Origin of the sequence: Mucilaginibacter sp. NFR10 (assembly GCF_900100445.1) — a bacterium.
Lineage (GTDB): Bacteria > Bacteroidota > Bacteroidia > Sphingobacteriales > Sphingobacteriaceae > Mucilaginibacter > Mucilaginibacter rubeus.
In genome coordinates, this window is record NZ_FMTV01000003.1 from 191,505 (window position 1) to 204,132 (window position 12,628).

General features: G+C 45.7%; 13 protein-coding genes. 2 read left to right on the forward strand and 11 right to left on the reverse strand.

Annotated features, from left to right (window positions below):
• Positions 1-143 precede the first annotated feature (143 nt).
• The 4 genes from BLP33_RS11850 to BLP33_RS11865 form a co-directional block, all read right to left on the reverse strand.
• Positions 144-989: a ThuA domain-containing protein gene (locus BLP33_RS11850; protein ID WP_090528214.1), complete on the reverse strand. Its 846-nt coding sequence runs from the start codon at positions 987-989 to the stop codon at positions 144-146.
• Between the two features lie 159 nt (positions 990-1,148).
• The gene (locus tag BLP33_RS11855) at positions 1,149-1,901 is read right to left on the reverse strand and encodes a hypothetical protein (protein ID WP_090528217.1); all 753 of its coding nucleotides are present in this window, start codon (positions 1,899-1,901) and stop codon (positions 1,149-1,151) included.
• A gap of 98 nt (positions 1,902-1,999) precedes the next feature.
• A complete protein-coding gene (locus tag BLP33_RS11860) occupies positions 2,000-2,374 on the reverse strand; it encodes a DUF3037 domain-containing protein (protein WP_090528220.1) in 375 nt (124 codons plus the stop codon).
• A complete protein-coding gene (locus BLP33_RS11865) occupies positions 2,361-3,158 on the reverse strand; it encodes a HipA family kinase (RefSeq protein WP_090528223.1) in 798 nt (265 codons plus the stop codon). The genes BLP33_RS11860 and BLP33_RS11865 overlap by 14 nt, the downstream gene beginning before the upstream one ends.
• A gap of 120 nt (positions 3,159-3,278) precedes the next feature.
• On the opposite strand from BLP33_RS11865, the gene BLP33_RS11870 reads away from it, so the two are divergent.
• The gene (locus tag BLP33_RS11870) at positions 3,279-3,635 is read left to right on the forward strand and encodes a hypothetical protein (protein ID WP_090528226.1); all 357 of its coding nucleotides are present in this window, start codon (positions 3,279-3,281) and stop codon (positions 3,633-3,635) included.
• Positions 3,636-3,745: 110 nt separating this feature from the next.
• A complete protein-coding gene (locus BLP33_RS11875) occupies positions 3,746-4,243 on the forward strand; it encodes a DinB family protein (RefSeq protein ID WP_090528229.1) in 498 nt (165 codons plus the stop codon).
• Positions 4,244-4,325: 82 nt separating this feature from the next.
• Here BLP33_RS11875 and BLP33_RS11880 read toward each other — a convergent pair whose 3' ends face one another.
• From BLP33_RS11880 to BLP33_RS11910, 7 genes are all read right to left on the reverse strand, one after another.
• A complete protein-coding gene (locus BLP33_RS11880; RefSeq protein ID WP_139159980.1) occupies positions 4,326-4,544 on the reverse strand; it encodes a hypothetical protein in 219 nt (72 codons plus the stop codon).
• A 922-nt stretch (positions 4,545-5,466) separates the two neighbouring features.
• Positions 5,467-6,297 (reverse strand): amidohydrolase family protein, encoded by an 831-nt coding sequence (locus BLP33_RS11885; protein ID WP_090528235.1) that lies wholly within the window; start codon positions 6,295-6,297, stop codon positions 5,467-5,469.
• Entirely contained in the window at positions 6,284-7,135 is an 852-nt protein-coding gene (locus BLP33_RS11890) for a fumarylacetoacetate hydrolase family protein (RefSeq protein WP_090528238.1), read from the reverse strand. Before BLP33_RS11890 ends, BLP33_RS11885 begins: the two co-directional genes overlap by 14 nt.
• Positions 7,136-7,145: 10 nt before the next feature.
• Positions 7,146-8,435 carry an alpha-L-fucosidase gene (locus BLP33_RS11895; RefSeq protein WP_090528241.1) on the reverse strand — a complete coding sequence of 430 codons (1,290 nt, stop codon included), beginning with the start codon at positions 8,433-8,435 and terminating at the stop codon, positions 7,146-7,148.
• A 12-nt stretch (positions 8,436-8,447) separates the two neighbouring features.
• The gene (locus tag BLP33_RS11900) at positions 8,448-9,212 is read right to left on the reverse strand and encodes an SDR family NAD(P)-dependent oxidoreductase (protein WP_090528245.1); all 765 of its coding nucleotides are present in this window, start codon (positions 9,210-9,212) and stop codon (positions 8,448-8,450) included.
• Between the two features lie 349 nt (positions 9,213-9,561).
• On the reverse strand, positions 9,562-11,223 hold the full coding sequence (locus BLP33_RS11905) for a UxaA family hydrolase (protein WP_090528248.1): 1,662 nt from the start codon (positions 11,221-11,223) through the stop codon (positions 9,562-9,564).
• A 49-nt stretch (positions 11,224-11,272) separates the two neighbouring features.
• On the reverse strand, positions 11,273-12,625 hold the full coding sequence (locus BLP33_RS11910; protein WP_090528251.1) for an alpha-L-fucosidase: 1,353 nt from the start codon (positions 12,623-12,625) through the stop codon (positions 11,273-11,275).
• Between the last annotated feature and the right edge of the window lie 3 nt (positions 12,626-12,628).

Below are 12,628 nucleotides of genomic sequence, written 5' to 3' on the forward strand. Positions count from 1 at the left end.
AACACACCCCTCCGCCCCTCTCAAGAGGGGAATCGCACATTCCCCCACTTTTGAAGAGTTTTTTTCTTAGGTTACGGTTCAGGGCGTGGATGCACCTTAAACCCGCGTAAAAATAAAACTTCCGCTTCAAGGGGCTGGTGCCACTATTTTCCTCTGCCTAACCAAAGCAGCGAGTTGATGATCAGCTTATCAACATTATCGTTAGCAAAAGTTTGAGAAAGCTCTTTGTTTGTGCCGCCGTCATAGTCCATATCATTGTGACCTATGTTGAAATAAACCATGCGGTAGTTTTTATTAGTCCAGGCTACGGGGTAGTAACCGCTATGCCAGATCTCGTGTTGCTTTGGGCCTGTACCCAAGGGAAAACTTGTTGAATCAACCGCCAGCAGGATATCGATATCCGGATTTTTACGAAGATCGTGTTCCCAGCGGTACCATTCGTTAGGGTTGGTTTTAAAAGTGATGGGCAGGCCTTTGGTTACCGGATGATTAGCATCCTCAACTCTTAAAATGGCCGAAGTTGGGTGCCAGGTATTGCTCACATATTGTCCCGAACCGAGGAACTCGTTATGGTACCAGTCCCAGTTTTGCGGAAAGTCCGAGGGCGTAAGCGCGAAGGCCGAAAAATGAAACCCCATCCAGGCGCCGCCCTTTTTCATATACTGTTCAAAAGCTGCACGTTGTTCGGTGTTATCAGTGCGGGTATCTAAAAATATTACTACCTGGTATTTGGCCAAAAACTCCGGGTTCATATTTGCCCAGTTGTTGGTGCTGTCGTAAGTGAAATTGTACTTTTTGGCCATGGCCGGAAACCAGCGATTAGCCTCGTGCACAAAGCTGATATGCGCCAAATCGCTCCGGCCGGTATAAAAGGCTATTACTTTGAATTTTTTATGGCTTTGGGCATGGGCGCTGCTTACACTAAAAAATGCCATGCAAAGCACGATGGCAAACAGTACTACTTTCCTGATATTGATTTGATAGATCATAAAAATCCCCGTGGTTATAATTGTGATATAAAAATAAGGGATTTACAGGGTCGGCGTTAGTAAAAGTGGGGGATGAGAGGTGATGTAGGGGGGATTAGAAGTTGATGACAACACTGTAACACTGTCGCGGCGGGTTAACACAAATACTGCCGTACATAATTAATCTATAGCGATTGGCACCGCATCCATAACGCATGGTTGTCTGTAAACGTCAATTTTATAATATGTTTTTTTACCTTGCTTTAAAGCAGGATAGTTGATGTCAAAAATTCTTTGATGATTTAAAAATACACTTCCTATATAAAAGTTGACTAAGGAATCACTCTGTGCAGATTTTAGTATCGACTTGTAATTTTCCTCATCAACCATCAAACAAGTATCAGGAAAGGTTCGTGTTCCATAACCGTTGATCTTTAGGTTTGCCGAATCGGTCTTATTAACAGAAGTGGCTTGTAAAACAGATATGAAGATTTCATTGAGCACTATCCTCCCATCATAACCATTATTGAGTTTTAGTATGTCCAAAGCTTTATTAAGTTCGGCTTCAAAAGTCGCTGTGGCGGAATGCATTTGTATAGGAGTGGTATCATAAACAAAGTTCCAATAGCTTTTAAACCTTATGGAGGGAATTGGTATCGCATAAAATTGATTGTTGCTATTGGATATAACAAGTATTTGCTGTAGTCTATCTGGTGATTTCGCCGGTTGAAACAGTTGGATCCGGGCTTCTGGTTTTGGTATGTTCAGGCTCCTAACTACTTCGTATTCCTTTCCATCAAGAATAACCAAATTTGGAAACTTAATTTTTGCAGATTTTATTGCCTCGTAGGTTTTCGACTCGAAGCCTGCCGAACAGGAAATCAATGTTAGCGCAGTAAAAAGAACAATTGATAATAAGGCTATAGGTTTCATTTTGCAGATATTTATACATGCACCCATTTACAACGAGCACATGTATCTTTTTATTATTTCTCCCTTTGCCCGTGTCCTCACGGGCAATTCGCATATTATCACAACACCATCTGCTCAAACAACCTGTTCAGCGTAGCCTCCGCATCAGCAGTCATGCCCGGATGCACTTTGGATGCCTGTACCACCGTACTGCGTGTAGCCGTAAGCCAGCGGAAGCGTGAGGGCTGATCAAGCTGCGCTATTGGCCCTGCATCCTTTTCGCCATTGCAGATGCGCTCAAGCGAATTGATATTTTCCTTCAGGCAATCCAGGTCAAGGTCACCGCAAAAGGCAGCTAACCTTGCATCATCAGCCTTGAACAATACCTTTAAAAATTTTTGTTTGGGACAAAACAGGATCACCCCTATATTGATAAACTCTTCGCGCTCCACCCTTGGTACAACGCGGATTATGGCGTACTCAAATACCTGCATATAGGGCTTGTTTTGCGGCGTTAACAAATACTTCTGAAGCGGCCAACCGGGTTATCAAAAACTCGGCATATATATTCCGCACTTCGTCAGGCGTTTCTTCAAAATCGCGGTAGGTGATCCACTCGTCGGGGATCAACGCAACTACATCACGGATCTTTTCGGGCGTTAGGATCACTTTGAATTCAGCATCAACCGTGTCCAGTTGATTGGCCCGTGGCAGCAGCACGTGGTCTTTCACCTGTAAAAACGGGCGGGTAGCCATTTCCTGCCAGTTGTTCCATGAGTGATGAAAATACAGCGCGGCGCCGTTATCAATCATCCACAATTCTTTATGCCATATCAGCATATTGGTATTACGAGCGGTACGGTCCACATTGGTAAGCAAACAATCGAACCAAACTATTTGCGAAGCCAGTTTGCCATCAACAATAGTTACCGCCGGATCGAAAGTAATAGCGCCCGACAAATAATGCAGCGCCAGGTTAAGCCCTACACTAAACTTCAGCAGGTCCTGGATCTCTTCATCAGCCTCCGAACGACCAAATGCTTCATCTAAATTGGCAAATACCAGCTCAGGGACCTTGAAACCTAACAGGCGTGCTATTTCGCAGCCAATAAGTTCGGCAATGAGGGCTTTTACCCCCTGGCCTGCCCCACGGAATTTCAGTACATATAAAAATTCGTCATCTGCTTCGGCTATGGCCGGCAATGATCCGCCCTCGCGTAAAGGCGTTACGTAACGGATCACGTTAACGGTGCGGAGCTGTGGTGGTGTGTAGTTCATAGTTTAAATTGAACAAAAGCCCCGCGTTAGGGATTGCAGCGGATACCGGCCCGTGGCTAATGCCTGTGCAGTATGAGCGGAAAGCCCGCCCGTTAGTTAACGGGAACGCCCACACTACTAATGAGTTTAGTTTTAACCAACAAGCATTCGCCGCTCAATTGCCGCGGTGGCTGTTACTTTTGTCTTGATACAAAAGTAACCAAAAAATCAAGTCAGCAGAGAGGTTTCTTTGCCGCACTGCCCTCCCCAATTCCTAACGCTGGTCTTGCCCTGCAAAACAACCAGAACCACGGGCTGCAAAAAGTTGCCCTACTTCGTTCGCTCCATCCCCAACCTTCTGCAAATATTTGCTATGCCCCTACAGCCGCACCGCCCACCATTGTTCTGATTGCTTTCACCCGAAACTTATCTGCTGACGGAAAAGTTCCGTTTTATATAATCATTTATCTAAAAAAGAGAATCCGATTAATCCTCTAATCCTAAAAATCACGGTTCAGAAAAATAATATTGCCGTTATCTGTCCCTGCTGACATAGGGCTGTCATTACCCCTCCGTTACTTTACATCATAAAACAAACAACAACACTTATGGACACTTTGAAATCGTTATTGCAGGAGATGGAGCAGGAAGCTCAAACCACCGAAAAAATGCTGAGCCGCATCCCCGACGATAAATACCAGTGGAAGCCGCACCCTAAAAGCATGACCATTGAACAGCTCTCGACCCACATTGCTGAATTACCTACCTGGGTTACTATTACCTTAAATACCGACGAACTGGATTTTGCCACTGTACCTTACGAGCCTAATAAAGTAAGCGGCACTGCTGATTTGCTGAAGTTTTTTGAAGACTCACTGGCCGACGGCTATTCGAGCCTGCAAAAAGCTGATATCAGCACGTTTGATAAAATCTGGACACTTCGTAACGGAGAACAGATTCTTAATCAACGTACAAAAGCAGAAGTGATCAGGATGACTTATTGCCAGATTGTACACCACAGGGCGCAGTTGGGAGTTTATTTACGTTTGCTGGATATCCCGATACCGGGCAGCTACGGCCCAAGCGCGGATGAGAAGGGTTTCTGAAAAAACAGGAGTAATAAGATCAGTTTTTAAATACAAAAGCAAAGCAGGCAAAAGCGTGCTTTGCTTTTGTATGTTTTTGCACTCAACTACGGTGCTTTGACAGCTTACCTGTATTTATTTCTTCAAGGAAGCCATTTTCATTAATAGCATATCGGGCCTCAGAGGTATCGGTATCTATCTTGTAATTAACGGTCTTTACTTTTTTGTTCCTGATCCTTTTGCCAAATATGAACATCGGCAAAATGAAAACCGCAAGCAGGACTACAACTTGTAACAGGGTTGTGTACATAACGTCTAACATAAAAATTTAAGTCTGATTGGTATCCATATAACGTTATCGGGAGAGAAATGGTTCGCCTTTTTAATGTTATTTTATACCCATCATGTGTCCATATAGCTAAATGTGTGCCATACTTATATCTGACGCTCTGTGTTACCTTAATATTACATTTATGCTGATATTTAATTGATTTATAATTAAATGTACCAAACACTGCGCTATCATATTGATAATAGAGCCTATCGTTTTGAAATAAATAATATACAGTACAGTTTAGTGATTTTAGTACAGTGGCGAAGTATCGTAAAAGAGCGAAATTTGATGAGATTAAGACTTATCAAACCATGTCATATCGATGGCGCTTTTATTTGTTTTTAAACAGCCTCTGAAATGGACAGGATTTTAAATAGCCGGAGATATTTCAAGAGAAATCCAATAAATCCGAATAATCCGCCCAAATCCCGGTTCAGAACATGGGCGTTGCCTGCAGCCCGTGCTATGCGCTCATACTGCATAGGCATTAGCCACAAGGCCGGTATCCGCTCCTATCACTAACGCGCCCCGCGCACCATCTTTAAATGTATTTTACACGCCATTAGGATTTTTTTCCGGGGAGCCGCGGTGGTTATCCAATGACATAAATTACAAAAGCGTTCGTGAGGACACCATATGTGTTCGGAAGATTTTTAATTCCCTCCCCTGGGAGGGGTGCGGCTGGATTTCGTGGTGGCAGGGAGGGGTTTATACTTCATTTCGGGCGAATAAGTCTGTGAATGAAACCCCTCCCTATACCCTCCCAGGGGAGGGAATCGCACAATCCTCGCTTTTTTATTTCTTCCGAACACTTCTGGTGAGGACACGAACGCCGGGTAATGAATTAATTTAACCTCTCCGATCCGTGTCCCCACGGATCGCCTGCCATTTGCATCAATAGTAACACCAGCTACAAGCTGTAAAAAGCAGCCGCGTTCCCACCAAAAAACAATTCCTTTTCTGTAGCAGAAAGTCTTTCGGCATACAGGTCCATTACCTCCATTGTTTTTTCATAGCCTCCGGCCAGGAGGCACACTGGCCAGTCGGAACCGAACATTACCCGGTTGATACCGAAAGCGTTGAATACAATATCGATATAAGGGATAAAATCAGCTGCCGGGGTGTTGTGCCAGTCCGCTTCGGTGAGCAGGGCCGATACCTTGCAGGATACATTGGGATAGCTTGCCAGCTTTTCGACATCCTGTTTCCAGCCATCTATTTTCCGGGCTTTGATGTAGGGCTTGGCCATGTGGTCAAGCACAAACTTTTGATCCGGAAATTCAGCTGCCAATTGCGCGGCATATGGCAAATGGTTCGGAAAGATGAGGATATCATAGGTATAGCCGTGTTTACCCAAAGCGGCAATCCCTTTTTTAAATTGCGGGTCAAGCATGTATTGCTCGTCGGGCTCCGACTGCAGGATATGCCGGAAGCCTTTAAGCTTTTCATATTTTTTAAAATGATCCAGGCGGTCTTCCAGGTCATCGGCTTTCAAATCTATCCAGCCTACTACCCCTTTGATGAAGAGGTTAACGGATGCCAGATCTAACAGAAATTCCGTTTCCTTTTCCGACTGATCGGCCTGAACGGCGACACTGCCATCCATGCCGTGTTTTTGCAGTACAGGTAACAGGTCTTCGGGATAAAAATCCCGCCCTATTACCTGCATGTCTTCAGTGATCCAGCTGTCCCTTACCGGGTTGTATTGCCAGAAATGCTGATGTGCATCAATTTTTAGCATAAGCTATCAGGTTTTGTTTTGATTCGCCAAGGCCTTCAATACCTAATTCTACCACGTCGCCTGCTTTTAAGTAGATCGGCGGCTTCATCCCTAAGCCAACACCTGCAGGTGTACCTGTCGAGATAATATCGCCCGGCAGGAGGGTCATGAACTGGCTGGTATACGAGATCAGGTGCGGCAGGTTAAATATAAAGTTTGAGGTAGTACCGTCCTGCATGGTTTCGCCGTTAACTTTTAGCCACAGGCGCAGGTTATGCGGATCAACAATTTCATCAGGTGTAGCTAAAAACGGACCAAGCGGCGCAAAGGTGTCGCAGCCTTTACCTTTATCCCAGGTACCATTACGCTCCAGTTGGAATTCACGCTCGCTTACGTCATTGTGCAGTACGTAACCGGCAACGTAGTTCATAGCCTCGGCTTCTTCCACATACGATGCTTTTTTGCCGATAACCACAGCCAGTTCCACTTCCCAATCCGTTTTTACAGAGTTTTTAGGGATCATGATGTCATCAAACGGACCAACAATAGCGGTGGTTGCTTTCATAAAGATCACCGGCTCGGGCGGCAGCGGCGCATTGGTTTCTTTGGCATGGTCGGCATAGTTAAGGCCAATACAAACCAGTTTTGAAGGGCGCACGATAGGACTGCCTAAGCGTACATCATCAGCAACTTCGGGCAGTAAGTTATCTTTTATAAAATCAGCAAGGCGGCTAAGTCCGTCAGTTTCAAAAAACTGTTCGGTGTAATCTTCGCCGAAGGCCGATACATCGTATTTTTTATCATTCAGGATAACTCCCGGTTTCTCTTTACCGCTTTCGCCAAATCGTATAAGCTTCATTTGTATGTTTTTAGTTAGTTGTCAGTTTAATAATAGTATCGTTAGGGTCGGTTGCCACACCGCTAAGATATACAAACACGCCCTCGGTTTGTTGTTTAAATTTCACCGCGCTGCCATCGGCCAGTAAAGCGGCTTTAGTTACTTTTCCTTTTAATTGCGGAATGAAAACGTAGGGTTGTTGCGGTGCTGTCATCACATGCACATACAGGTTTTTATCTTTTTGGGTGATTACTCCCCAGGGCTGTGCCGGGATACCGCTGCCTCGGGTACCATAAATAGCTTCCCCGTTTTTTTGTACCCAGGCGCCTACAACAGCCAGTGTATCGGTAAATTCAGGCTGAATTTTTCCGTTAGGCATCGGGCCTATGTTCAATAAAAAGTTTGCATTTAAACCGGCTGCGTTCACCAAATAATGGATTATGCGTTTTGATGATTTAAAGCTCCTGTCGGTAATGTTAAAGCCCCAACTGTTGTTAATGGTTTCGCAGGTTTCCAAAGGTAATGCACCTATTTTTGATTTACCGCTGAAGCCGGTTGTATTGGCTCCGGGCAAGTCCTTTTCAAACATCTGAAAATCTTCGCCCTCTTTTGGCGCAAGGTGGTGGTTGTTGCCTATTAGTATAGCAGGGTTCAGTTTGTGGATCAATCCGTAGATCTCGTCATAATGCCAATTAACGTCGCGTTCCCAATGACCATCAAACCAAATGCCTTTAACTCCCGGGTATTTGGTGATGAGTTCGGTAAGTTGTGCTTTCATGAAACTGATGTAGCTGTCCCAGTCGCCGTTTGCAGGTTTGCCATCAACAATCGGGCTGCCATAAGCATAATCCTTGCGGCCCCAATCAAGCAATGAATAATAAAAATGCAGTTCAATACCTTCCTTAACGCACTCCTGTGCCAGTTCCATCAGCGGGTCTTTGTGGTATGGCGTAGCATCAACAATATTGTACGGCGATGCTTTAGTACCAAACATGCTGAACCCATCATGATGGCGCGAGGTAACGGTGATATACTTCATGCCCGCTTTTTTGGCAAACATCACCCAGTCGTGGGCGTTAAAAGCCTGCGGATTAAAGAAATCGGCCAGGCGTTTATAGCTATCATAAGGGATATGCTTTTCATTCATCACCCACTCGCCCGCGCCAAGCTCACTGTAAATACCCCAGTGAATAAACAGGCCGAACTTCATATCCTGGAAATTTTGCCTTGCAGCAAGGTTGTCGGCCGTTGGCGTGTAGGTTTGAGCACCCGCGCGTACGGCGCCAAGCAACATACCCATTAATAATAGCTTTTTAATCATATCAAGTCAGGTTTAATTGTTCAGGGTGATAAAGCCGCCATCGATAGGGTAATCGGTACCGGTAATAAATCCGGCCTCGTCCGAACAAAGGTAAAGCCCCAATGCTGCTACTTCTTCAGGTTTACCCATCCTGCCTATAGGCTGGCTTTTTGAGAGCTTTTCGAAGATCTCCTCTTCCCTGCCCGCATAGTTTTTAGCAATAAAGCCATCCACAAAAGGAGTATGCACCCTTGCCGGTGAAATACAGTTACAACGGATGTTATCATGGAGAAAATCACGCGCTACTGATAAAGTCATGGCATGGATGGCGCCTTTACTCATGGAGTAAGCAAACCTGTCGGTAATACCAACGCTGGCCGCTATGGAAGCCGTGTTGAGGATCACGCCGCCGCCATTGGTTTTCATTGCCGGGAGGGCCGCGTAAAGGCAGTTGTAAGCGCCTTTAACATTTACGTTAAACACCCGCTCAAAATCTTCGGTACTGGTATTATCTGCCCTGCCAATATGCGCTATGCCTGCGTTATTGATCAGGATATCTATCTTACCTATTTTGGTAAAAGTATCAACCACTTGTTGCTGGTTGCTAACATCACAGGCATAGCCAGTAGCTTTACCGCCTGCCGAAGTTATTTCGGTCACGGTATCGGCCGCTGCCTGGTCATTTAATTCGATGATATGAACTTCGGCACCTTGCTGTGCAAATAATACGGCCATAGCCTTACCTATGCCGCTGCCGCCGCCGGTTACAATTACTGATTTATTGGTTAGTTTGAACATAAATACGGGCCGAGCCCCCTCTAAATCTCCCCCGGAAGGGGAGACTTTTTGTTTTTATGGTTATTAAATATTTCTTCTTTGCTTCCAAAACCGGGGAATGCGCGATTCCCCTCTTGAGAGGGGTGTAGGGGTGTGTTTCTGCTTTGAAAGTCAATGCGCAGAGACACACCCCTGCTAACGCTCTTTTCCATCCCGCCCCCTCTCAAGAGGGGAGCTTTTATCTTTCGTCTTTGTTGGTGTTGTCACCAATAACTTATACTTCGCGCTAATCAAAAGCCCTCTCCCTTTAGGGGAGGGTTTGGGTGGGGCTCTTCGCCGTTGTTGGTGTTGTCACCAACAACCTCCTATATTATAACGACACCCCTCTTTTCCACGGAATAAAATCATCCTGGCCGAGTTTTACCGATTTAGGTTCTGCTTCGCCGCTGGCTACTTTTATTACGTAATCCAGGATGCGCTCGCCGGCCTGCTGGATGGTTTCCGCTCCCTCGATGATAGTTCCGCAATTGATATCGATAATATCGGGCATGCGTTGAAACATGGCCGTATTGGTTGATAGTTTGATGACCGGAGTTACCGGGTTACCTGTAGGTGTGCCCAAACCGGTGGTAAACAATACGATATTCGCGCCTGCGCCTACTTCGGCAGTGGTGCTTTCCACATCGCTTCCAGGGGTACATAGTAAATTCAAACCGGGTTTGGTTACTTTTTCAGGATAATCCAATACCGCGGTTACCGGCGATGTACCGCCCTTTTTCGCTGCACCTGCCGATTTGATAGCATCAGTGATCAATCCATCGCGGATATTACCCGGCGATGGGTTGGCATAGAAGCCTGACCCATCCGCCTCTGCACGTGCATTATAAGTAGTCATGAGGTGCATGAAGCGGTTAGCGGTTTCCACATCGATACAACGATCGCTCAGTTCCTGCTCCACACCGCAAAGCTCAGGGAACTCTGAAAGGATCACCGAACCGCCCATGGCAACCAGCAGATCGGATAAATAACCCAATGCCGGGTTAGCCGAAATTCCCGAAAAACCATCCGAACCGCCGCACTCCAAGCCAACACACAGTTTTGACAATGGTGCAGGTTGACGGGTTGTTTCATTGGCTTTCACCAAACCCGCGAAGGTTTGTTTCAAAGCTTGTTTCAACAGCTCGCTTTCGGTGCCTACTTTTTGTTGCTCCAATACTACCAGCGGCTTGCTGAAATTAGCATCACGTTTAGCAATTTCATTTTGCAAAATGCTTACCTGCGCATGCTGGCAGCCCAAGCTTAATATGGTTGCTCCAGCCACGTTGGGATGGGTAATGTAGCCTGCTATCAATCCGCAAAGGGTATCTGAATCTTCGCGGGTGCCACCGCAACCCATGCTGTGACTCAAAAATTTAATGCCGTCGATATTTTTGAACAGGCGTTTAGAGTTTGGCTTATCCTCGGATGCCTGGATATCAGCGTTCAAAATTTCCTCAACAGATTTACCGGCCTGGTAAAGTTCCATCAGTTGCTCCACATCGCCCTCGTAGCTTTTGGCTTTTTTATAGCCCAGCTTATCAACTAGTGCTTCCTTTAATACGTTGATATTCCTGTTTTCGCAAAAAACCATCGGTACCACAATCCAGTAGTTACCTGTACCAACCGAGCCATCGGCACGGTGGTAGCCCATAAAGGTTTTACCTTCAAAGTTAGTCGTATCGGGCTGGTGCCATTGTAGTTTGCGCTCGCCAAGGTGAAATCCTTCGGCTGCGTGGTGTACATTTTCGGTAGTTAACAAACCACCCTGCGGTATGGTTGCCGAGGCTTTGCCTACCAGTACGCCGTACATGTAAATTTCCTTGCCTGCCGGCAGTTCGTTAATGGCGAATTTATGTTTAGCTGCTACTTTATCTACCAGTGTAAAAGTCTGTCCATCAAACGTGATAACGGTTCCCTGCGGCAGGTCCTGCAAGGCTACCAGTACGTTATCATGCGGATGGATCCTTAAATATGTTTCCTTTTGTGTTGACATTATTTGTATATGATCGGTCCTTTTTTTAGTAAGGACAATATTTTTTTGCTTATTGCTGAAGCGTAAGTTCAATTACCGGAATTTCATACGGCGGCTTTTGTGCGGGGAGCGTTAACTCCAGGTCGTCACCGCTGCCATCCTTATATAAAAGCTCCGAGCTGTCATTTAAAAACTGCGCGTATTTAATCTTGCCTTTGTAGCCGGGCAATACCAGTTTGCCTTGCGGATAGTTAAACAAATGTATATACAGTTTACCGGCCGCTTTGTTATAAGTAAGCTTGCTTCCCTCTGGTATCTTATAGGTGTCTGGGGCAAACGTGCAGTTATATACCGATTTGCTGTTGGCATGCATCCAGTAAGCCAGGCTATCCAGCGCGCGGGTAGCACGATAGTCAAACTCGCCGCGGGCGGTTGGCCCTACATTCAGGATCAGGTTGCCGCCATTGCTTACCGAAGTAATTAACAGATCGAGCAGTTGACGATGGGTTTTCCAGGTATTTTCATCACGGTAGTACCCCCATGAGCCCGAAAAGGTTTGGCAGGTTTCCCAGGTTTTGCCGCGGTATTTAGCTAACTCGGCGGTGCTTACCTGTTCAGGGGTTTCAAAATCGGCGCCGTCTTTATATTCTTCCAGGTTAAGGCGGTTATCTACAATGATGCCCGGCTGTAACTTCCTGATCAGCTTAAGCAATTCAACCGATCCCCAATCATCTTTACCTTTACCGTGCCCATCCTTACGGGGGAAAGAAAAATCAAGCCAAAGGATATCGATTTTGCCGTATTTGGTTAGCAGTTCGGTGATCTGATCGCGCATATACTGGCGGTATTTGGCCATATCGCGTCCTTTGTTCAGCTTAGCGTATGATGCATCACTTTTATCGGCAGGTGACTGCGGATGATGCTCATCTATTATATAATCGGGATGGTGCCAGTCTAACAGTGAATAATAAAAACCCACTTTTAAACCCTGTGCCCTGAAAGCGTTCACATATTCACGTACCAGGTCGCGTTTGGCTTTGGTATTGGGAGCTTTATAATCGGTAAATTTTGAATCGAACAGGCAAAATCCTTCGTGGTGCTTGGTGGTCAGCACAGCATATTTCATCCCTGCCGCTTTGGCCTGCTTTGCCCATTTCTGCGGATCAAAAAGATCAGGGTTAAACTGGTCGAAATATTTCTGGTAACCGGCATTATCAATTTTTTCATTATGCTTTACCCATTCGTGACGGGCAGCCTGTGAGTATAGGCCCCAGTGAATGAACATGCCGAAGCGGTCGTCCTTCCACCATTCCATGCGTTTCTCTTTCTGGGCATCGGTTTCGGTGCCTATCATTTTTTGCGCAAATACCGATGGGGCCATCAGCAATACCAACATCAACAGTAATTGTAGTTTCTTTAGCATAAC